A 22335-nucleotide genomic window follows, 5' to 3' on the forward strand; every position below is an offset into this window, starting at 1 on the left:
GGCTTTAGCCGCGAAGCGCCGCGCGGGCGGCGCTCGATCTCATAGGCGCTGGAAATGTTTCGACGGACATCATCAAGCGCTTATTCCATCTGCTGGCAAAAGCGCAAGCGGTTGCCGAACGGGTCATACACCTGCATCTGCAAGCCCCAGTCCAGGCGCTCAGCCTCAGGCCGCGCATAGCCATACTGTTTATCCTGCAGCTCACGCTCCAGCGCTCTCAGATCGTCGATGCGGGCAAATACCGTGGAACCGGGGCAAGCATCGCCATGGTGCTCGGACAGGTGCAGGACCAGGTCGTCGCGGTGAATCTGCAGGTACAGCGGCAGGTCGGGGCTGAAACGGTGCTCCCAATCCACGCTGAAACCGAGGAAGTCGAGGTAGAATTCCCGGGCCTTGTCGACCGAGAATATGCGCAGTACCGGTATGGCGGGGGCGAGGGGCATGAGGCGTCCTTGACCGTGGATGAAGGCCCACTGTAACCCAGTTGCGCCGCTTGTGGTCGCCCAGCCCAGCAGCAATGGTTGACCACCCGCCAGCCACTGCGTAGCCTTGCCACTTCGAGGTTCTTCGGCCAGGCCGAAGCTAAGACGGGAACGCGGTACAAGCCGCGGCTGCCCCCGCAACTGTAAGCACCGAAACGGATCGACACAGCCACTGCGCCAACGCGCGGGAAGGCGTCATCCCGCCAGGCTGCCGCGTCAGCAGGCAACTGGAACGGTGCGAGCCAGGAGACCTGCCTCGTGACGTTTTCGACTTTCAACCGGGCGGGGTGATCCGGTGGCGAACAAGCCCGGCCGGCCTGGCCCGTGGCTGTCGTCCTGCATGCCCGCGCCATACTGCCAAGGGCAATGCGACATGAAAACACTGGCCAAGCTCCCCGTCACCATCGTCACCGGCTTCCTCGGCTCGGGCAAGACCACCTTGCTGCGCCACATGCTCGACAACGCCCAGGGCCGCCGCATTGCGGTCATCGTCAACGAGTTCGGCGAACTGGGTATCGACGGCGAAATCCTCAAGCAATGCAGCATCGGTTGCACTGAAGAAGAGGCCACCGGCCGCGTCTACGAGCTGGCCAACGGCTGCCTGTGCTGCACCGTTCAGGAAGAATTCTTCCCGGTGATGCGCGAACTGGTGGCACGCCGCAGCGACCTCGACCACATCCTGATCGAAACCAGCGGCCTGGCCCTGCCCAAGCCGTTGGTGCAGGCCTTCCAGTGGCCGGAAATCCGCAACGCCTGCACCGTCGACGCGGTCATTACCGTGGTAGACAGCCCGGCCGTGGCCGCCGGTACCTTTGCCGCCTACCCGGACCAGGTTGACGCTCAGCGCAAGCTCGACCCGAACCTGGACCATGAATCGCCACTGCACGAGCTGTTCGCCGACCAATTGGCCAGCGCCGACCTGGTGGTATTGAACAAGGCTGACCTGATCGACGCCGAAGGCCTGGCCAAGGTCCGCGCCGAAGTGGCCGAAGAACTGCCGCCGGCGGTGAAAGTGGTCGAAGCCAGCAGCGGCAAGCTGCCACTGGAAGTGCTGCTGGGCGTGGGCGCCGAGTCCGAGGCGCACATCGATGGCCGCCGTACCCACCACGACTCGCACCACGACGGCGACGACCATGACGATCATGACCACGACGCCTTCGACTCCATCTCCATCGACCTGCCGGAAGCCGACGAAAGCCTGCTGCTCGACGCCCTGACCCAGCTGGTGGTGGAGTTCGGCATCCTGCGTGCCAAAGGCTTCGCTGCCATTCCGGGCAAGCCGATGCGCCTGCTGGTGCAAGGCGTGGGTACCCGTTTCGACAAGCACTTCGACCGTGCCTGGCGCGCCGACGAGCCGCGCATCACCCGCCTGGTGCTGATCGGCCAGGACCTTGATGCAGCCCAGCTGGAAGCGCGCCTGCGCCAGGCCCTGGGCGCCTGACCCATGCACCTGCTGCGGACCCAGCCCGGCGGCTTTGTGCCGGATGACAGCATTGCCGACCTCGGTCAGACACCCGCCGAGCTGGTGATTCTCTGCAGCGGCGATTCACACCTGGCATTGCTCGCCGACACCGCCGAGCAATTGCCCGAAGACTTCCCCAGCCTGCGCCTGGCCAACCCGATGCAGGTGCAGAACCATGCCTCGGTCGACTTGTATGTCGACGAGGTGCTGCGCCATGCCAAGGTCATCCTGGTGTCGCTGCACGGTGGCGTCGGTTACTGGCGCTATGGCGTAGAACAACTGGTCGAGCTGGCTGCCCGTGGCGTGCAGCTGATCCTGGTGCCGGGCGACGACCGCCCGGACCCGGAACTCACCAGCCTGGGCAGCGTCACCGGCGCGCAGGCCGAACGCCTCTGGCACTACCTGCGCCAGGGCGGCAAGGCCAACGCCATCAACCTGTTCAACTGCCTGGCCAGCCAGTGGCTGGGCCGCGACTATGCCTGGGACGAGCCGCAGCCGTTGCCGCGCACGGCGGTGTACCACCCGCAAATAGGCAGCGCGGCGCTGGAAGACTGGTACCCGCAGTGGCAGCCCGAACAGCCGGTGGCGCCGCTGTTGTTCTACCGCTCGCACCTGCAAGCCGCCAACACCGCGTTCATCGACGTGTTCTGCCAGCGCCTGCAGGCGGCCGGTCTGAATCCATTGCCGATCGCCGTGGCCAGCCTCAAGGAAAGCGCCTGCCTGGAGCAGGTCGAAGCCTGGCTGGACGAGGTCGGCGCCGAAGTGCTGGTCAATACCACCGGTTTTGCCCTGTCCAGCCCCGAACGCCCCAACCTGCGCCCGTTCCGCCGTGATATCCCGGTGTTGCAGGCCATTTGCGCGCAGGATAACCAGCCCGGCTGGGAAGCCAGCGAGCAGGGCCTGGGCGCGCGTGACCTGGCCATGCACATTGCCTTGCCAGAGCTGGACGGGCGCATCATCACCCGCCCGGTCAGTTTCAAGGACATGGCCTGGCGCAGCGAGCGCAGCCAGTCCGACGTGGTGTGTTACCGCGCCCACCCCGAGCGTATGGACTTCGTTGCCGAACTGGCGCGGCGCTGGGTCGAGTTGGCGCGCCTGCCGAATGCACAGAAGCGCGTGGCACTGGTGCTGGCCAATTACCCGACCCGCGATGGCCGCATTGGCAATGGCGTGGGCCTGGACACACCGGCAGCCGCGCTGAACATTCTCAAGGCGCTGCAGGCCGAAGGCTACCCGCTGGCCGAACTACCGGGCAGCGGCACACAACTGATTCACCAGTTGCTTGGCGGTGTGACCAACGACCTCGACCACCTCGACCAGCGCCCCTGCGCCCAGAGCCTGAGCCTGGTCGACTACCAGGCCGCGTTCGAGCGCTTGCCCGAGGCCAACCGCCAGGCAGTGCTGGAACGCTGGGGGCCGCCCGAGCAGGACCCGATGTACCGCAGTGGTCGGCTGATGGTCGCCGGCCTGCGCTTTGGCCTGACCTTCGTCGGTATCCAGCCGGCACGCGGCTACCAGGTAGACCCCAGCGCGGTGTACCACGACCCCGACCTGGTGCCGCCGCACGGTTACCTCGCATTCCATTTCTGGCTGCGCCATGCCTACGCTGCCGATGCGGTGATCCACGTTGGCAAGCATGGCAACCTCGAGTGGCTGCCCGGCAAGGGTGTCGGGCTGTCGGCGCAGTGCTGGCCGGACGCCTTGCTCGGCCCGCTGCCGAACATCTACCCGTTCATCGTCAACGACCCGGGCGAGGGTGCCCAGGCCAAGCGCCGCACCCAGGCAGTGATCATCGACCACTTGATGCCACCGCTGACCCGCGCCGAAACCTATGGCCCGCTGCGCCACCTGGAGCAACTGGCCGACGAGTTCTACGAAGCGCAACTGCTCGACCCGCGGCGTGCCCGCGAGTTGCAGCGCGACATCCTCGAACTGGTCAAGGCCAACCACATCGACCGTGAGTTACAACTGGAAGGCCAGCTGGACGATGCCGCCGTGTGGCTGCCGCGGTTGGACACTTACCTGTGCGACCTCAAGGAGTCGCAGATTCGTGATGGCCTGCATGTATTCGGCGAGTCGCCCACGGGCCGGCTGCGGCTGGATACCCTGTTGGCGTTGCTCAGGGTCGAGCGTGGCGATGGTCGCGGCGGCAATGCCAGCCTGCTGCGGGCCCTGGCCAAGTCGTTGGTACCGGGCTTCGACCCGCTCGATTGCGAACTTGGCCAGCCGTGGCAGGGCGCCCGCCCCGAGCCGTTGCAGGCGGTGAGCAGCGAGCCATGGCGAACCTGTGGCGATACCCGCGAGCGCCTCGAACTGTTGGCGCTGCAGGTGATCGAGCAGGCGCTGGGCGGCACGCCGGCATTACCGGCCCTTGCCCCATGGCAGCCGGTACAGGATGTGGTGCAGGCCCTGCGCGAAGCGGTGGCACCCGGCCTTGACGCCTGCGGCGCTGCCGAAATGAATGGCCTGCTGGCGGCCCTGGCCGGGCGTTTCGTGCCCGCTGGCCCCAGTGGTGCGCCTAGCCGTGGCCGCCTCGACGTGCTGCCCACCGGCCGCAACTTCTATACCGTGGACGTGCGCAACCTGCCCACCACCACGGCCTGGCGGCTGGGCTTTGCGTCGGCCAACCTGATTCTTGAGCGCCACTTGCAGGACCACGGCGATCACCTGCGCCAGCTGGGCCTGTCGGTGTGGGGCACGGCAACCATGCGCACCGGGGGCGATGACATTGCCCAGGCGATGGCGCTGATGGGCGTGCGGCCGGTATGGGCCACGGGCAGCCAGCGCGTTGACGACTTTGAAATCCTGCCGCTGAGCCTGCTCGACCGCCCGCGGGTGGACGTGACCCTGCGTGTTTCCGGGTTCTTCCGGGATGCCTTCGGCAACCTGATCCGCCTGTTCGACGCGGCGGTGCAGGCGGTGGCCGCGCTGGACGAGCCCGACGACCTCAACCCCTTGGCTGCCCGCGTGCGCAGCGAGCGCGCGGCGCTGCAGGCACAAGGCGTGGACGCTGACCAAGCCGCACGCCAGGCCGGCTGGCGGGTGTTCGGTGCCAAGCCCGGTGCCTACGGCGCCGGGGTGCAGAACGCCATTGACGGCCGCCTGTGGCACAGCCGCGACGACCTGGCCGAGGTCTACCTCAACCACGGCGGCTACGCCTACGGCGCCAGTGACGACGGCACCCCGGCCCGCGCCCAGTTCGCCCAGCGCCTGGCCAAGGTACAGGCGGTGCTGCAGAACCAGGACAACCACGAGCACGACTTGCTCGATTCCAACGACTATTACCAGTTCCAGGGCGGCATGCTGGCTGCGTCGGAAACCTTGAGCGGGGCTGGCGTGGCCAGCTACCACGGCGACCATAGCCAGGCCGACCGGCCGCGCATCCGTACCCTGAAGGAAGAACTGAACCGGGTGATCCGCGCCCGCGCGCTCAACCCCAAGTGGATCGACGGGGTCAAGCGCCACGGCTACAAGGGCGCTTTCGAGATGGCAGCGACGGTCGACAACCTGTTTGCCTTCGACGCCACCACCCACCTGATCGACGACCATCATTACCAGGGGCTGGCCGATGCCTATGTGCTCGACCCGGCGACCCGCGATTTCATGCGCGAGCACAACCCCGAGGCCCTTCGCGACCTCACCGAGCGCCTGCTGGAGGCCCAGCAGCGCGGCCTGTGGCAAGCGCCGGGCGACTACCGCGAAGCCCTTGAGGAACAATTGCTCGACGGCGAGGAACAGGCTTGAAATGAGTGAACCCGTGCAATTTCCACTGGCCGCCGTGGTCGGTGCCGACGCGCTGAAACTGGCACTGTGCCTGACCGCCATCGACCCGAAAATCGGCGGCGTGCTGATTGAGGGGCCGCGTGGCATGGCCAAGAGTACCCTGGCCCGTGGCCTGGCCGACCTGCTCGGCGAAGGCCCGTTCGTCACCTTGCCGCTGGGCGCCAGTGAGGAGCGGCTGGTCGGTACGCTCGACCTGGATGCCGCGCTGGGGCAGGGCAAGGCGCAGTTCTCGCCGGGCGTGCTGGCCCAGGCCGACGGTGGCGTGCTGTATGTCGATGAGGTTAACTTGCTGCCCGATACCTTGGTCGACCTGTTGCTCGACGTGGCTGCCAGCGGTACCAACCGTATCGAGCGCGACGGTATTTCGCACCGGCACAGTGCCCGTTTCGTGCTGATCGGCACCATGAACCCGGAAGAAGGCGAGCTGCGCCCGCAACTGCTCGACCGTTTCGGCCTGAACGTGGTGCTGGAGGGGTTGCCCGAGCCCGAGGCACGGCAGCAGATCATCCGCCGTCGCCTGGCCTTCGACAGTGACCCGCAGGCTTTCTGCGCGCAATGGGCACAAGCCCAGGCGCAATTGCGTGAGCGCTGCCAGGCGGCGCGACACGCCCTGGCCGCCATTGCCCTGGATGACCAGGCGCTGGCCTGGATCACCGAGCGCTGCTACGCCGCTGGCGTCGATGGCCTGCGAGCCGACCTGGTGTGGCTGCGCGCAGCGCGTGCCCACTGCGCCTGGCGCGGTGCTGCGGCTATCACCGAAGCGGATGTCGAGGCCGTGGCCGAGTTTGCCTTGCGCCATCGCCGTCGTGTCAGGCCCCAGGCCAACCCGCCGTCGCCGCCGGACCAGCAGGCCGGTCAGCAGGGGGCCAGTAACCCTGGCGAACAGGGCGGGCAGGGTGACTGGGGGGCATTGCCGGCGCAGCCAGTGGCCAGCGGCGCCCGCCGTGAGGTGCCGAACTGGGCAAAAAAGCCCTGAGCATCCCCCAGCCACCTGCCACAGGGGCGGATGCCAAAGCGGGTGCAGGCAAGCAGTACGGTGCCAGCCGTGGCCGGGTGCGTAATGCGGCGGCCGGCCGGGTAGCCTGGCTGCCGACCTTGCTCAAGGGGCGACCACGCCAGCGCCAGGATTTGTGCTGGCAGCAGCGCCAAGGCAAACCCGCAGAATTGTGGCTGGTGATTGTCGATGCGTCGGCCTCGACGCGTCGGCATCAGGCCCTGTCTCAAACCAAAGGGGTGCTGGCAACACTGTTCGACCAGGCCTATCGCCAGCGTGCCCGGCTGGCCTTGCTGACCGCCAGTGGGCGCACGCCGCACTGGCAGCGCCACGGCTTGAAGGCTTCGGCCGCGTTGCAGCCCTGGTTGCAGGCTTTGGGGGCAGGGGGCGGAACGCCACTGATCGCGGCCCTGGAGCAGGCCAGGCAGTGGCTGCTGGCGCGGCAACAGGCGCATCCGCAAGAGGTCGTGCGCTGCCTGGTGTTTACCGACGGTCGGCTGCAACACTGGAATACCGTGCAGCCGATGCCGTGTGCCACGTTATTGGTGGATATGGAACTGGCGCCGGTGCGCTTGGGGCGTGCACAGCGGCTGGCTGAACAACTGCGGGCGGTTTATCAGCATGTGCAGCAGTTCAAGGTAATGGAATGAACAATGCCGCGGCATTATGTCGCAATAACAGAAGTTGCAAAGGCGCCGCCGAAGAAGTTGCACAAGTGCGTGGCGCTGCACGCACTTGTATTGCCGGTGGCTATTATTTCGGCATCGACCACGGTTGCAGGTCGTAACCTTTTTCGCACAGTTCGGCGCGCACTTCCTCGATCAGGCTGGCCCACTGGGCCGGGTCGGAATAGATGCGCGAGGACACTTGCTTGGCGCCGATGCGGGTGCTGGTCCGGTCGATCACTGCCAGGCTTAGTTCACCAGTACCGTTGGGTGCATCCCAGGCTACGCACTGGAAAGGTTCGAAGGCGTGGTCGGCAATCAGCAGTGCTTCGTTGACACGGAGCGGGGCATTCATGGTTCGGTCTCTCTATGGTCCCAAACATCGAAGTTAAGTCCGCGTTGCTTCAAAGTCGCCTCAATCATCGCGAAGTGCAGCGCGGGGTTATGTGTACTGATGCTCGTTGTCCGGGGGTAAGTCACACATGGGTTGTAAATTTTTTTGTCAGGGGCAAAATCGTTGTTCCCTGCGCCGCCATGTGATGTCGATAAAGTGCGAAAATTCCCGTGGCACATTGTAAAAAAAAGCTTCGGCAGACAGACGGTACTGGGAACCGTCAACTTCGTTGCTACTGTTAAGCAGGCGCCACAACTTGCTGTTTTACATCAAAAAACCAAAAAATGGCGCCAAGGATCGGTCATGCAACAGCCTGCCGCTCAACGTCGTTTGCTTATCGTCGACCCTTGCGACGACTGCCATCGTCTATTGCCTGGCCTGCACAACGCAGGCTGGGATGTGGACAGCTGTATGCTCGGCTCTGCGCTGGAACACCCCTGCGATGTAGGCCTGTTGCGCTTGCAGGCGTCGCACCTGCGCCACCCCGACGCGGTCAAGGACATGATCAAGCGCAGCAACACCGAATGGATCGCCGTGCTCAGTGCCGAGCAGCTGCGCATGCCGGCATTCGGTGATTTTGTCTGTGAATGGTTTTTCGACTTCCACACCTTGCCGTTCGATGTTTCCCGGGTGCAGGTCACGCTGGGGCGGGCATTCGGCATGGCGCGTTTGCGCGGTAAAGGGGCGGTCAAGGTTGATGAGGCAACCCACGAGTTGCTTGGCGAAAGCCGGCCGATCCGCGAGTTGCGCAAGTTGCTGGGCAAGCTGGCGCCGACCGAGTCACCGGTACTGATCCGCGGTGAAAGCGGCACCGGCAAGGAGCTGGTGGCGCGTACGCTGCACCGCCAGTCGCAGCGCAGCGAGCAGCCGTTCATCGCCATCAACTGCGGGGCTATCCCCGAACATTTGATCCAGTCCGAATTGTTTGGCCACGAAAAGGGCGCCTTCACCGGGGCGCATCAACGCAAGGCCGGGCGCATCGAAGCAGCGCATGGCGGCACGTTGTTCCTTGATGAAATTGGCGACCTGCCGCTGGAATTGCAGGCCAACTTGCTGCGCTTCCTGCAGGAAAAGCATATCGAGCGCGTGGGCGGCAGCCAGCCGATCCCGGTGGATGTGCGGGTATTGGCGGCAACCCACGTGGACCTGGAACGGGCCATTGAGCAAGGGCGTTTTCGCGAAGACCTGTATTACCGCCTGAACGTGTTGCAGGTGGTCACTGCACCGCTGCGCGACCGGCATGGCGACTTGTCGATGCTGGCCAGCCATTTTGCCCATTTCTACAGCCTGGAAACCGGCCGCCGGCCACGTTCATTCAGCGACCACGCCTTGGCGGCGATGGGCCGGCATGACTGGCCCGGCAATGTCCGCGAGCTGGCCAACCGCGTACGGCGCGGGCTGGTGCTGGCCGAAGGGCGGCAGATCGAGGCGCAGGACCTGGGTTTGCAGTTGCTCGACCAGGAGCAACAACCGCTGGGCACGCTGGAAGAGTACAAACACCGCGCCGAGCGGCAGGCGCTGTGCGATGTGCTCAACCGCCACAGTGACAACCTGAGTGTCGCGGCCAAGGTGCTGGGCATTTCGCGGCCGACGTTTTATCGGTTGTTGCACAAGCATCAGATACGCTGACCCCTTTTTTTGCAGGCCGACGCCGTAAGTGTAGGAGCGGCCTTGCGTCGCGATCGGGCGCGCAGCGGCCGCAATTCAGGCGACGCGGTCTGCCAGGAATATTGGGGATGCAGGGCTTGCGGCCGCTACGCGGCCGATCGCGACGCAAGGCCGCTCCTACACCGGTCGGGCATAGGGTGCTGGCTTCACAATTATTAACAAAGTATCAAATGAGACAAAATTGACTCATTTTGCCTCTGCCAATATCATTCGGGCCGTTTTTCCATCTTGAGCTCGGGTGAATCATGAGCAACTTGCGTGCAACAGGAATGGCCAGCTGCCTGCTGGCAGCCGTCGTTTTGGCCGGTTGCGGCGAAACAGAAGTGCCGCCGTCTGTGGCCCAAAGCGCCTTTCCGGTGCAGACCGTGACGGTCGCCAGCGAACCCCTGACCTTGGCGGCCACCCTGCCAGGCCGGGTTGAGCCCATGCGTGTCGCCGAGGTACGTGCGCGGGTGGCGGGTATCGTTTTGCACAAACGCTTCGAAGAGGGTGCCGACGTCAAGGCCGGTGAGGTGTTGTTCCAGATCGACCCGGCGCCGTTCAAGGCCGCATTGGCCCGCACTGAAGCCGACCTGGCCCGGGCCCGGTCGGTCATGTTCGAAGCCCAGGCACGCGTGCGTCGCTATGAACCCTTGGTGAAAATCGAAGCCGTCAGCCAGCAGGACTTCGACACGGCCAGCGCCGACCTGCGCAGTGGCCAGGCGGCTGTACGCTCGGCACAGGCCGATGTCGAGACCGCGCGCCTGAACCTGGGCTATGCCACGGTCAAGGCGCCGATCTCTGGCCGTATTGGCCGTGCACTGGTCACCGAAGGTGCGCTGGTGGGGCAGGGCGACGCCACGCTGATGGCGCGTGTCCAGCAACTCGACCCGATCTACGTCGACTTCACCCAGCCCGCCGCCGACGCCCTGCGCCTGCGCCAGGCCTTGAAGGATGGCGCACTGGCCGCGGGCGACCAGCAGGCCCTGACCGCTCAGGTCGAAGGTACCGACTACCAGCGCCAGGGCACGCTGATGTTCACCGACATCGCGGTTGACCGCGGCACTGGCCAGGTGACCCTGCGCGGTCGCTTCGACAACGCCGACGGCATACTGCTGCCAGGCATGTATGTGCGTGTGCGCACCCCGCAGGGCACCGACAACCAGGCCATCCTGGTTCCGCAGCGCGCCATCCAGCGCGGCAGCGACGGTGAGGCGCGGGTGATGCTGGTCGGCACTGACGGCATGGCCGAGGCCCGCAGCGTGCGCACCGGTGCCATGCACGGCGCCCGCTGGCAGGTCACCGAAGGCTTGCGCCCAGGTGACCAGGTGATCGTCGGCAGCCCGGCTGGCCTGGCCCCGGGCATGCCGGTGGCCCCGGCCCCGGCGCAACAAGCCGCTGCGCGCTAAGGCGAGGGTAACGCGATGTCCAAATTCTTCATCAAACGGCCGAACTTCGCCTGGGTCGTGGCGCTGTTCATTTCCCTGGCCGGGTTGCTGGTCATTCCTTCACTGCCGGTCGCGCAGTACCCCAACGTGGCGCCGCCACAAATCACCATCACCGCCACCTACCCGGGGGCTTCGGCCAAGGTGCTGGTGGATTCCGTGACCAGCATCATCGAGGAGTCGCTGAACGGCGCCAAGAACCTGCTGTACTTCGAATCGACCAACAACTCCAACGGCATGGCCGAAGTGGTGGTCACCTTCGAGCCGGGCACCGACCCGGAACTGGCCCAGGTCGATGTGCAGAACCGCCTGAAAAAGGCCGAGGCGCGCATGCCGCAGGCGGTGACCACCCAAGGCATCCAGGTGGAACAGACCAGCGCCGGGTTCTTGCTGATCTACGCCCTCAGCTACAAGGACGGCGCCGGCCAGGCCGACACCACGGCACTGGGCGACTACGCGGCGCGCAACATCAATAACGAACTGCGCCGGGTACCGGGCGTGGGCAAGTTGCAGTTTTTCTCGTCGGAAGCCGCCATGCGGGTGTGGGTCGACCCGCAAAAGCTGGTGGGCTACGGGTTGTCGATCGATGACGTGAGCAACGCCATCCGCGGCCAGAACGTGCAGGTGCCAGCCGGCAGCTTCGGTAGCGCGCCCGGTAGCAGCCAGCAGGAGCTGACGGCCACCCTGGCGGTGCAAGGCACCCTGGACGATCCGCAGGCGTTTGGCCGGGTGGTACTGCGCGCCAACCCGGACGGTTCGCTGGTGCGCCTGGCCGATGTCGCCCGCCTGGAAGTGGGCATGGAAAGCTATAACTTCGCCTCGCGCCTGAACGGCAAACCCGCCGTGGCCGGTGCGGTGCAACTGGCACCGGGCGCCAATGCGCTAAAAACCGCCGACCTGGTCAAGGAGCGCCTGGCCGAATTGAGCGCGTTCTTCCCCGAGGGCGTCGAGTACTCGGTGCCGTACGACACTTCGCGCTTTGTCGACGTGGCCATTGAAAAGGTCATCCACACCCTGCTTGAAGCCATGGTGCTGGTGTTCCTGGTGATGTTCCTGTTCCTGCAGAACATCCGCTACACGCTCATCCCATCGATCGTGGTGCCAGTGTGCCTGCTGGGTACGCTGATGGTGATGAAGCTGATGGGCTTCTCGGTGAACATGATGACCATGTTCGGCATGGTGCTGGCCATCGGTATCCTGGTCGATGACGCCATCGTGGTGGTGGAAAACGTCGAACGGATCATGGCCGAGGAGGGGCTGTCACCGGTCGACGCCACCATCAAGGCCATGGGCCAGGTGTCTGGCGCGATCATCGGCATTACCCTGGTGCTGTCGGCGGTGTTCATGCCGCTGGCGTTCATGTCCGGCTCGGTGGGGGTGATCTACCAGCAGTTCTCGCTGTCGCTGGCGGTGTCGATCCTGTTCTCGGGCTTTCTCGCGCTTACCTTCACCCCGGCGCTGTGCGCCACGCTGCTGAAGCCGGTGGCCCCCGGGCACCATGAAAAGCGCGGTTTCTTTGGCGCCTTCAACCGTGGCTTTGCGCGGCTTACCGAGCGCTATTCGGTATTGAACAAGGCCCTGGTGCGGCGTGCCGGCCGCTACATGCTGGTGTATGCCGGGATCCTGGCCATGCTGGGCTACTTCTACCTGCGTTTGCCCGAGTCGTTCGTGCCGGTGGAAGACCAGGGCTATGCGATTGTCGACGTGCAACTGCCGCCGGGCGCCAGCCGCGTGCGCACCGACGCCACCGGGCAGGCGCTGGAGCAGTTCCTGATGTCGCGTGAGGCACTGGCGTCGGCGTTCATGGTCAGCGGTTTCAGCTTCTCTGGCATGGGCGAGAACGCCGCGCTGGCGTTCCCCACCTACAAGGACTGGTCACTGCGTAGTGCCGAGCAATCGGTGGACGCCGAAACCCAGGCGATCAACACACAGTTCGCCGGCTACGGCGATGGCGCGATCATGGCGGTGAACCCGCCGCCGATCGACGGCCTGGGCAATGCCGGTGGTTTTTCCCTGCGCCTGCTCGACCGCGGCGGCCTGGGCCGTGAAGCCTTGCTGGCGGCGCGTGACCAGATTCTTGGCGAGGCCAACGGCAACCCGGTCATCCTCTACGCAATGATGGAAGGCCTGGCCGAGGCGCCGCAACTGCGGGTCGACATCGACCGGGAAAAGGCCCGCGCCCTCGGCGTAACCTTCGAAACCATCAACAACACCCTGGCCACTGCCTTTGGCTCGGCGGTGATCAACGACTTCACCAACGCCGGCCGGCAACAGCGGGTAGTGGTGCAGGCCGAGCAGGGCGAGCGCATGACCCCGGAAAGCGTATTGCGCCTGTATGTGCCGAATGCCGATGGCCAGCAGGTGCCGTTCAGCAGCTTCGTCAGCACCCGCTGGGAAGAGGGGCCGGTGCAGATCGTGCGTTACAACGGCTACCCGTCGATCCGCATTTCCGGCGACGCCGCCCCGGGCTACAGCACCGGCCAGGCGATGGCCGAGATGGAGCGCCTGGTCAGCGAACTGCCGCCGGGTATCGGTTACGCCTGGACGGGCCTGTCGTATCAGGAAAAGGTGTCCAGCGGCCAGGCCAGCAGCCTGTTCGCCCTGGCCATACTGGTGGTGTTCCTGCTGCTGGTGGCGTTGTACGAAAGCTGGGCGATCCCGCTGACGGTGATGCTCATCGTGCCGATCGGTGCGCTGGGCGCGGTGCTGGCAGTCATGGTCACCGGCATGCCCAACGACGTGTACTTCAAGGTAGGCCTGATCACCATCATTGGCCTGGCGGCGAAGAACGCCATCCTCATCGTCGAGTTTGCCAAAGAGCTGTGGGAGAAGGGTTACAGCCTGCGTGACGCTGCCATCGAGGCCGCACGTTTGCGTTTTAGGCCCATCGTGATGACCTCGATGGCGTTCATTCTCGGCGTGGTGCCCCTGGCCATCGCCAGCGGTGCCGGCGCCGCGAGCCAGCGGGCAATCGGTACCGGGGTGATCGGCGGCATGCTCAGCGCCACATTGTTGGGTGTGCTGTTCGTCCCGATCTGTTTTGTCTGGGTGCTGTCGCTGCTCAAGCGCAAGCCAGCGCCGCAAGCCCGAGCTGCCGAGGTGCTGGAGTGATGGGCAGGTGCGGCTGAGAAAGGCTCCTTTGGTTGGATGATCCAACCGTTCTGGCCCTTGGGACTTGTGCCCAGGGGCCTTTTTTTGCGTTGGAACTGCCGGCCCTTTCGCGGGTGAACCCGCTCCCACAGGGTTTTGCACAGGTTCTGACAGCTGTGGGGTACCTGTGGGAGCGGGTTTACCCGCGAAGAAGCCAGCACCGCTTTCAGGGTCTGGCCTGGGCGCCATGCAGAAACAGCTGCTCCAACGCCTGCGCCGAAGTGGCACTGGCCGCGCGCCCGCGCCGTTCGGCGTCGACCATGCCGTAGATCTGGGTAATGAACATTTCGGTAAACACCGCCGCGCTGATGTCGATGCGTAACACGCCCAGCTGCTGCGCCCGCAAAAAGAACGCATCCATTGCCTGGGTATAGGCCAGCCAGCGGCGGTCTTCGCTGTCGCCCAGCAGGGTGTCGGGGCGGTACTGGAACATCAGGAACACCAGCATTTCACGGTGCTTGAGGTGTTCGGCAATCAGGTGGCGCACCGCAGCCAGGGGTTCGGCGTTGTGCAAGTCGGCATTGTCGATCACCTGGTTGAGCACCTGCTCACCATGGTTTTCCAGCATGGCAACCAGGTTGTCGCGGGTGCCGCAGAAACGGTGCAAGGTGGCTTTGCTGACACCAGCGGTTTCGGCCAGCTCCTTGAGGGTGGCGCGGGGGTGGACCACGATGGCGTGGGCCAAGGCCTTGAGCAGGCGTTCATCGTGGGGGGTAGGGTGCATCGGTATGCCTCGCGTGGGGTCGCATGGCAATTATTGTGCAGGAAATGGGTGGGGGATCAAGCTTCGAAGTCTCATTTGAGACTTTTTGGTGTCTTTTCCGGCCTCTTCGCGGCTAAAGCCGCTCCTACAACGACCGCGTCGGCCGTGAGGGCAGCGCGGTCAGTGTAGGAGCGGCTTTAGCCGCGAAAGGGCCCTTACAGGCTAAAAAAGATCAATGCGCCCCACGCGGAATCGTCTTCAACAGGTCTTCCGGGCTGATATGCCCGACCACCTGCGCCACCGCACTGCCCGGGGTCGGCAGGTCGATGATGTGGTTTTTCATCTTGCCGATCACATGCATCTCGCACGGTTTGCAGTCGAACTTCAGGGTCAGCACTTCGTCCCCCTGGATCAGCTGCATCGGTGCCACCTTGGTACGCACGCCGGTCACGCCCTTGGCCTGTTTGGGGCACAGGTTGAAGGAGAAGCGCAGGCAGTGCTTGGTGATCATTACCGGCACTTCGCCGTGCTCTTCATGGGCCTCATAGGCCGCGTCGATCAGTTGCACGCCATGGCGGTGGTAGAAGTCGCGGGCCTTCTGGTTGTACACGTTGGCCAGGAACGACAGGTGCGACTCGGGGTACACCGGCGGCGGCGTAGTTTCGGCCTTGCGCCCGCCACGCGGGTGCGCCTGCACGCGGGCTTCAGTCAGCGCTTCGATGGCTTCGCGGCGCAGGGCCTTGAGCTGCGAGTTGGGGATGAAGTACGCCTGCGGGGCGTCCAGCTCGATGCTGTTGGCGTGGTACATCGTGGTACCCAGCTGGCCGAGCAGGTCGTGCAGTTGCTCCAGGGCCTGCTGCGGTTTGTTGGCCGCGCCGAACGGGCCTTCCAGGGCCACCTGCACGCTGACCCCTTCTTCGCTGCTGAGGGTCAGCAGCAGGCGTTGCTCGCGCAGTACCGCGTGCCATTCAACGGCAACCCGGCGCTCGGACGAGGTGCGTTGCAGGGCCTGCTGCCAGTTGTGGTCGAGGTTGCGCGACAGCGGGTGGTTGGGCCGCAGCTTGTACAGGCCCTCGGGCATTTCGTTGGGCTCGACGCGGTAGCGGTAACGCTTGTTGCCGTCCTCTTCGAACTCGCCACGCGGCTCGGCGATGTTGGCGCGGAAACCCACCACTTCGCGCTTTACCAGCACATTCAGGCCGTCACCGTTGGTCAATGGCACGTCGGTGACCACTTGCATGTCGCGCTTGCCGACCTTTTCCACCACGCCCACTGGCAGGCCGGTGAAGGTGGGCGAGTCGAAGGCGCCGATATCGACCTTGCGGTCGGTGACGAAGTAGTCGGTGCTGCCGCGGTGGAAGGTTTTATCCGGGTCGGGCAGGAAGAAGTGCTCGGTACGGCCACTGGACGCACGGGCATATTCCGGGCGGCCTTCGAGGATGGCGTCGAGCTCTTTGCGGTAATGGGCGGTGATGTTCTTCACATAGCCCATGTCCTTGTAGCGGCCCTCGATCTTGAACGAGCGCACGCCGGCATCGACCAGGTCGACCAGGTTGGCGGTCTGGTTGTTGTCCTTCATCGACAGCAGGTGCTTTTCGAACGCCACCACGCGGCCCTGGTCATCCTTCAGGGTGTAGGGCAGGCGGCAGGCTTGCGAGCAGTCGCCACGGTTGGCACTGCGGCCGGTTTGCGCGTGGGAGATGTTGCACTGGCCAGAGAAAGCCACGCACAGCGCACCGTGGATGAAGAACTCGATGGCGGCGTCGGTTTCGGCGGCGATGGTGCGGATTTGCTGCAGGTTCAGCTCGCGCGCCAGCACCAGCTGCGAGAACCCGGCCTGGTCGAGGAACTTGGCCCGCTCCAGGGTGCGGATGTCGGTCTGGGTACTGGCGTGCAGCTCGATCGGCGGGATGTCCAGCTCCATCACCCCCAGGTCCTGAACGATCAGCGCATCGACACCGGCGTCATACAGCTGGTGGATCAGCTTGCGCGCCGGCTCCAGCTCGTTGTCGTGGAGGATGGTGTTGATGGTGGTGAACACGCGTGCGTGGTAGCGACGGGCGAACTCGACCAGTTCGGCAATATCGCCGACTTCGTTGCAGGCGTTGTGGCGCGCACCGAAGCTCGGGCCGCCGATATAGATGGCATCAGCGCCGTGCAGGATCGCTTCGCGGGCGATGGCCACGTCACGGGCAGGGCTGAGCAGTTCCAGGTGATTCTTTGGAAGGGACATGTCGTTATATTTTCGGGCTGTCACGGTTTAGGCGGGCATTGTAGCGGCGAAACGGGCTGGCGGCACCATTGGGGTGCCGGGTGGGCAGGCTTGCGGTGCTGGTATGGTGGTCAACCGCTGATTTCGCAGCCCACCCGGAACCCTGTGGGAGCGGCTTCAGCCGCGAATACCGGCGTAGCCGGTGCCATGCACCGCGTCGCCTTTTTCGCGGGTAAACCCGCTCCCACAGGTATCGCGCTCGATCTTCAAGTCAGCGCTTGGCAGCCATAGCAGTCACTTCGACACGCATGCCTTCAAACGCGAGCGACGCCACACCCACTGCGGCACGCACCGGCCATGGCTTGCTGAAGAAGCGCTGGTACACCTCGTTGAACGCCGCGCGGTCGGCCATGTCGGTCAGGTAGATGGTCAGGTGCAGCACTCGGTCCATGCCGCTGCCGGCTTTCTCCAGCGCCACCTTCAGCGCCTGCAGGGTGCACTCGCTTTGCTCGACGATGCCGCCCAGCTCCAGGCTGCCGTCGGCGCGGGTCGGGATCTGCGTGCTGACCAGCACGCCGTTGTACTCGGCAACGTCGGAAGAAATCGACTCGGCGTCCGGGTCCGGGGTGTAGATGATGTCTGCATTTGCCATGGTGTGTGTTGCCTTGCACGGAAGGAAAACGGCAAGCCTACGCGAGCACACGGGGCGGGTCGAGGGTGCCCCGGTGTTTGAAATGCGCGGCGTTCGCCGTCAGAATCGCGGCCGATTGCAAAACCAGGGGTTTACGTTGAACGAACAGACTTTGTCCAGGCGCCTGGAGCGCGTGGCCGCCCATGTGCCACAGGGCGCGCGCCTGGCCGACATTGGCTCGGACCACGGCTTTCTGCCGGTGGCCTTGATGCTACGCGGCGTAATTGAGGCCGGGGTGGCGGGAGAGGTGGCGCAGACGCCGTTCGCTTCGGCCCAGCGCACCGTGCGCAGGAACGGGCTGGAAGCGCGCGTTACCGTGCGCCTGGCCGATGGCCTGGCAGCGGTCGAGCCGCAAGACCGTATATCGGTGGTGAGCCTGTGCGGCATGGGCGGCGAAACCATGTGCGAGATCCTGGAGGCCGGCAAGCAGCGCCTGGCCGGCGTTACGCGCCTGGTGCTGCAGCCCAATGGCGCCGAGCGCGATTTGCGCCAGTGGCTGGTGGGCAATGGCTACCGGATCGTCAGCGAAGAATTGCTGCGGGAAAACCGCTTCGACTACGAAATCATCGTTGCCGAGCCGGGCGTGGCGGTGTACACCGCTGAACAGCTGTACTTTGGCCCGGTGCTGATGCAGGAAAAAAGCGAGGCGTTCATGGTCAAGTGGCGGCGCATGCTGCGGCAGAAGCAACAGACCCTGGCCAACTTCCAGCGGGCCCGGGACGCAGTGCCTCAGGCAAAGATTGACGACTTCAACCTGCAGGTGGGCTGGATCACCCAGGTACTGGGCTGACTCACTGTTGTGAGCAGTTGCCCATTTCCCGGTAGTCGACTTCGCGCTTCTGCCCCTGATGGTCGACGTACACCATGTGTGCGGTGCCCACCTGGCAGTCGGCGGCGTTGCTGGCCGGGGTGATGGAGATGACTTTGGCCACATCCAGCGGCATGCCGTACTCGTAGTTGCTACGGCTGACCGGCTGGTTGTTGCCCGCGTCGGCAAGGGCACCGAACGAGGCGAAGGCAGCGACAATGGCGAGGACAGCGATCGAACGTTTCATGGCAGGCTCCTTTTTTCAATGTATGACTAATGATGTATTCAAAGGTCTCGCACAATAAAGGGGCTAACTCGTGATAGATTCCTGCGGGTAACGCAAGAATAAGACCGAACAAGGAGCACACCTTCATGGACATGCTGCATGCCATGCGTACCTTCGCCCGTGTGGTGGAATGTGGCAGCTTCGCTGCGGCCGCCAACGCCCTGGATATTTCTGCGGCGCAGGTATCGCGCATTGTCGCCGAGCTGGAAAACCAACTGCAGACCCGCTTGCTGCACCGCACCACGCGGCGCTTGCGCATGAGCGAGGCGGGCGAGCGGTTTCTGGAGCGGGCGCGGCAGATCATGCTGCTGACCGAAGAGGCGGTAGGCGAAGCCCGTGGCGCGCACCTGACCCCACGTGGCCACCTGCGTTTGCATTGCCCGCACGGCCTTGGGCTGCTACTGATGCCGCTGGTGGCGGGCTACAACGCACTGTTCCCGGACGTGGTGATCGAACTGACCCTGTCGCAGCGCAACCCCGACCCGTTGGCCGAAGGGCATGACGTGGTGATTACCGTCGACGGCGCTCTGCCGGATTCGCAGCTGATCGCCGTTCCGCTGGGCAACATTTTCAGTATTCCCTGCGCGGCGCCCGGGTACCTGGAAGCCCATGGTGTACCGGAGCGACCCGAAGACTTGCACAACCACCGCTGCCTGCGCATGGCCTACCCGATGTATGAAGGCGACTGGGTGTTCCCGCAAGGGGTTGACCAGTGCGTGATTGCGCCGAACGACAGTTTCTCGACCAACGTTGCCGACGCCATGCTGGTGGCCAGCGAGCTGGGCATGGGCATTGGCCTGCTGCCGTTCTACACCGCCAGCCAGGCGATCGGGCAGGGGCGCTTGTGCCGCTTGTTGGCGCCGTACCGGTTGCGGGAGAGTGCGCTGTACGCGATGTACCCGTCCCGGCACTACCTGGATGCCAAGGTGCGTACCTGGATCGACTACCTCAAGGAGCAGCTGCCGGCGTTGTTCGAGGGGCATGCCAGGGTGGTGGATGATGCGCGGTATTGGCGCTAGGCGAGTGTCGCTTTCGCAGGAATGTCACCAAACTTTGTGGGAGCGGGTTTACCCGCGAACACCGGCGAAGCCGGTGCCATCCACCGCGTCGCATTCTTCGCGGGTAAACCCGCTCCCACAGGGGGCCGCATTCTTGGCTAGATCGAGTTACAGCGGATAGTGCTTCAACTCCCGCGCAATCAGCATTCGCTGGATCTCGCTCGACCCTTCATAAATCTGGGTAATCCGCGCATCGCGGTAATAGCGCTCCACCGGGTAGTCCTCCAGGTAGCCATAGCCGCCATGCACCTGGATCGCCATCGAGCACACCCGCTCGGCCATTTCCGAGGCAAACAGCTTGGCCTGCGACGCCTCTGACAGGCACGGCTTGCCAGCGCTGCGCAGGCGCGCCGCATGCAGGATCAGCAAACGCGCAGCATTCACCTGCACCTGCATGTCGGCCAGCAAGTTGGCGATGCTCTGGTGTTCGTTGATCGGCTTGCCAAACTGCACGCGCTCACGCGAGTAGACCAGCGCCGCTTCGAACGCGGCGCGGGCAATGCCCAACGCCTGGGCAGCAATACCGATACGGCCGCCTTCAAGGTTGGACAGGGCAATGGCCAGGCCTTTGCCACGTTCGCCGAGCATGTTGGCGGCCGGAATGCGGCAGTTGTCGAAGGTGACCGCGCAGGTGTCGGAAGCGCGGATGCCCATCTTGTGCTCGCTGCGGTCAACCTTGAAGCCCGGGTTGTCGGTGGGCACCAGGAACGCCGACAGGCCTTTCTTGCCCAGCTCCGGGTCGGTCACCGCGAAGACAATGGCCAAACCGGCACGTCGGGCATTGCTGACGAACTGCTTGGCGCCGTTGATCACCCACTGACCATCGACCAGCTCGGCGCGGGTGCGCAGGTTGTGCGCCTCGGAGCCGGCCTGCGGCTCGGTCAGGCAGAAGCAGCCAATCACCTCGCCAGTGGCCAGGCGCGGCAACCACTGCTGTTGCTGTTCCGCCGTGCCGTAGGCCAGCAGCGGGCCGCAGCCGACCGAGTTGTGGATGCTCATCATCGCCCCGGTGGCGCCACAACCGGCGGCGATTTCTTCCACCGCCAGGGCGTAGGCAACGTAGTCGGTGTAGCTGCCGCCGAAGTCTTCCGGCACCACCATGCCCAACAGGCCCAGTTCGCCCATCTTGCGCACCACGCCATCATCGATCCAGCCGGCCTTTTCCCAGTCCTGGGCATGTGTGGCGATCTCGCCACGGGCAAAGTCCCGGGCCATGTCGCGGATCATGATCTGTTCTTCGCTCAGTTCCAGGTCTTGCATCTGTGTACTCCCGGGCTCACAGGCCTTCGAAGAATTGGTCGACCCGCTGGCGCTGCAGTGCAGCCAGGGTCGGCGGGTTCCAGCGCGGTTGCTTGTCCTTGTCGATGATCAGCGCACGCACGCCCTCGATGATGTCGCCATGCTGGAACCACTGGCGGTCCAGGTGCAGTTCCATGGCAAAACAGTCGTCCAGGCCCAGCTGGCGCCCGCGGCGCAACATCTCCAGAGTAACCGCCATGGCCAGCGGCGAGCGGCTTTCCAGCTGGTCGGCGGTGGCAACGGCCCAGGCATGGCTGTCGCCTATGCTGACCGCACGCAATTGCTCGACGATCGCTGGCAGGTCGGGCAGGGCGAAGAAGTGGTCGATGACCGGGCGCAGTTTTTCCAGTGGTGCGTCGCCCAGCACCTGGGTGCCGAGCCTGGCCAGCAGGTTTTGCAGGTCTTTCAGCGGGTTGTCGCTGAACGCCAGTTGGTCGAGGCCCTGGTCCAGGGCAGTGATCTGCTCGCTGGCCAGGTACCAGTCGGCCAGGCCGCAGTACAAGGCGTCGGCCGCCTGGATCTGCGCGCCGCTGACGCCCAGGTAGGTGCCCAGCTCGCCCGGCAGCCGCGACAGGAAGTAGCTGCCGCCTACGTCGGGGAAGTAGCCGATGCCGACCTCGGGCATGCCCAGGCGGCTGCGTTCGGTCACCACGCGCAGGTCGCAGCCCTGGGCCAGGCCCATGCCGCCACCGAGGGTAAAGCCGTCCATCAGCACCAGAACGGGCTTGCGGTAGCGGTGGATGACCAGGTCGAGGGCGTATTCCTCGACGAAGAAGGTTTCGTGCAGCGTGTCTCCGGCCTTGAAGCTGTCGTGCAGCGAGCGGATATCGCCACCGGCACAGAAGCCCTTGGGGCCTTCGCCGCGCAACACCACCGCGCGCACGTGTGGGGCTTCGGCCCACAGGTCGAGGTGCTGGCGCAGGCTGCGGACCATGTCCAGGGTCAGGGCATTCAGGCCAGCGGGGCGGTTCAGGGTCAGGTGGCCGATCTGGTTGCGAACCTCGGCCAAAACCTGGTCGGTTGGCGAGGTGTGAGCGTGCGCAGTCATTGCGTTCTCCCTGCTTTGTTATTGATTTTCCAAGTGAAGTCTGGAGTTCGCTGGAGGATCGCAGGATCCTGTCATGCGAATTTGCCTTGCACAATCGACAATTCTGCAGGGGGATTCTGCATTTTTGCCTTAACGGGTGATAGCGACATCAGCGCCCGCACATCCTGTTGATCGTTAACCTGAACGTAACGATCCGCGACCGAGCTTG

17 protein-coding genes and 1 riboswitch are annotated in these 22335 nt (G+C 64.6%); of the genes, 9 read left to right on the forward strand and 8 right to left on the reverse strand.

Translation table 11 applies throughout. The features are described 5' to 3' along the window. Positions 1-80: 80 nt before the first annotated feature. Positions 81-443: a glyoxalase superfamily protein gene (locus IAE39_RS05010; protein ID WP_201199901.1), complete on the reverse strand. Its 363-nt coding sequence runs from the start codon at positions 441-443 to the stop codon at positions 81-83. 100 nt (positions 444-543) lie between these two features. Next, positions 544-755, forward strand: a riboswitch (cobalamin riboswitch). 100 nt (positions 756-855) lie between these two features. On the opposite strand from IAE39_RS05010, the gene cobW reads away from it, so the two are divergent. The 4 genes from cobW to IAE39_RS05030 all read left to right on the forward strand — a co-directional run bounded on the left by cobW (position 856) and on the right by IAE39_RS05030 (position 7371). After that, entirely contained in the window at positions 856-1923 is a 1068-nt protein-coding gene (gene cobW, locus IAE39_RS05015; RefSeq protein ID WP_328825505.1) for a cobalamin biosynthesis protein CobW, read from the forward strand. 3 nt (positions 1924-1926) lie between these two features. Continuing rightward, on the forward strand, positions 1927-5688 hold the full coding sequence (cobN, locus tag IAE39_RS05020) for a cobaltochelatase subunit CobN (protein ID WP_201199905.1): 3762 nt from the start codon (positions 1927-1929) through the stop codon (positions 5686-5688). Between the two features lies 1 nt (position 5689). Beyond that, on the forward strand, positions 5690-6703 hold the full coding sequence (locus IAE39_RS05025; RefSeq protein WP_201199906.1) for an ATP-binding protein: 1014 nt from the start codon (positions 5690-5692) through the stop codon (positions 6701-6703). 77 nt (positions 6704-6780) lie between these two features. Beyond that, on the forward strand, positions 6781-7371 hold the full coding sequence (locus IAE39_RS05030; RefSeq protein ID WP_201199907.1) for a vWA domain-containing protein: 591 nt from the start codon (positions 6781-6783) through the stop codon (positions 7369-7371). Positions 7372-7474: 103 nt separating this feature from the next. On the opposite strand, the gene IAE39_RS05035 is transcribed toward IAE39_RS05030, so the two are convergent. Continuing rightward, the gene (locus IAE39_RS05035; RefSeq protein WP_003247923.1) at positions 7475-7741 is read right to left on the reverse strand and encodes a hypothetical protein; all 267 of its coding nucleotides are present in this window, start codon (positions 7739-7741) and stop codon (positions 7475-7477) included. Positions 7742-8083: 342 nt separating this feature from the next. On the opposite strand from IAE39_RS05035, the gene IAE39_RS05040 reads away from it, so the two are divergent. The 3 genes from IAE39_RS05040 (at position 8084) to IAE39_RS05050 (ending at position 13983) form a co-directional block, all read left to right on the forward strand. Continuing rightward, positions 8084-9409, forward strand: a complete 1326-nt coding sequence (locus tag IAE39_RS05040) for a sigma-54 dependent transcriptional regulator (RefSeq protein ID WP_201199908.1) — start codon at positions 8084-8086, stop codon at positions 9407-9409. A gap of 284 nt (positions 9410-9693) precedes the next feature. Further along, the gene (locus IAE39_RS05045) at positions 9694-10836 is read left to right on the forward strand and encodes a MexC family multidrug efflux RND transporter periplasmic adaptor subunit (RefSeq protein WP_201199909.1); all 1143 of its coding nucleotides are present in this window, start codon (positions 9694-9696) and stop codon (positions 10834-10836) included. 15 nt (positions 10837-10851) lie between these two features. Continuing rightward, on the forward strand, positions 10852-13983 hold the full coding sequence (locus IAE39_RS05050; protein ID WP_201199911.1) for an efflux RND transporter permease subunit: 3132 nt from the start codon (positions 10852-10854) through the stop codon (positions 13981-13983). Between the two features lie 205 nt (positions 13984-14188). On the opposite strand, the gene IAE39_RS05055 is transcribed toward IAE39_RS05050, so the two are convergent. From IAE39_RS05055 to IAE39_RS05065, 3 genes are all read right to left on the reverse strand, one after another. Further along, complete coding sequence (locus tag IAE39_RS05055; protein ID WP_201199913.1) at positions 14189-14746, reverse strand: TetR/AcrR family transcriptional regulator; 558 nt, start codon at positions 14744-14746, stop codon at positions 14189-14191. Between the two features lie 211 nt (positions 14747-14957). After that, the gene (locus tag IAE39_RS05060) at positions 14958-16958 is read right to left on the reverse strand and encodes a peptidase U32 family protein (protein WP_201199915.1); all 2001 of its coding nucleotides are present in this window, start codon (positions 16956-16958) and stop codon (positions 14958-14960) included. Positions 16959-17208: 250 nt separating this feature from the next. Beyond that, entirely contained in the window at positions 17209-17589 is a 381-nt protein-coding gene (locus IAE39_RS05065; protein ID WP_201199916.1) for a RidA family protein, read from the reverse strand. A 136-nt stretch (positions 17590-17725) separates the two neighbouring features. On the opposite strand from IAE39_RS05065, the gene IAE39_RS05070 reads away from it, so the two are divergent. Next, positions 17726-18418 (forward strand): tRNA (adenine(22)-N(1))-methyltransferase, encoded by a 693-nt coding sequence (locus IAE39_RS05070; protein WP_201199918.1) that lies wholly within the window; start codon positions 17726-17728, stop codon positions 18416-18418. A 1-nt stretch (position 18419) separates the two neighbouring features. On the opposite strand, the gene IAE39_RS05075 is transcribed toward IAE39_RS05070, so the two are convergent. Beyond that, complete coding sequence (locus tag IAE39_RS05075) at positions 18420-18683, reverse strand: DUF2790 domain-containing protein (RefSeq protein ID WP_201199920.1); 264 nt, start codon at positions 18681-18683, stop codon at positions 18420-18422. 125 nt (positions 18684-18808) lie between these two features. On the opposite strand from IAE39_RS05075, the gene IAE39_RS05080 reads away from it, so the two are divergent. Next, complete coding sequence (locus IAE39_RS05080) at positions 18809-19741, forward strand: LysR family transcriptional regulator (protein ID WP_201199921.1); 933 nt, start codon at positions 18809-18811, stop codon at positions 19739-19741. A 147-nt stretch (positions 19742-19888) separates the two neighbouring features. Here IAE39_RS05080 and IAE39_RS05085 read toward each other — a convergent pair whose 3' ends face one another. Then, on the reverse strand, positions 19889-21040 hold the full coding sequence (locus IAE39_RS05085; RefSeq protein ID WP_201199923.1) for an acyl-CoA dehydrogenase family protein: 1152 nt from the start codon (positions 21038-21040) through the stop codon (positions 19889-19891). 16 nt (positions 21041-21056) lie between these two features. Then, entirely contained in the window at positions 21057-22127 is a 1071-nt protein-coding gene (locus IAE39_RS05090; RefSeq protein WP_201199925.1) for an enoyl-CoA hydratase/isomerase family protein, read from the reverse strand. Positions 22128-22335 lie beyond the last annotated feature (208 nt).

Origin of the sequence: Pseudomonas sp. S37 (assembly GCF_016658545.1) — a bacterium.
In the GTDB taxonomy this organism is placed as follows: domain Bacteria; phylum Pseudomonadota; class Gammaproteobacteria; order Pseudomonadales; family Pseudomonadaceae; genus Aquipseudomonas.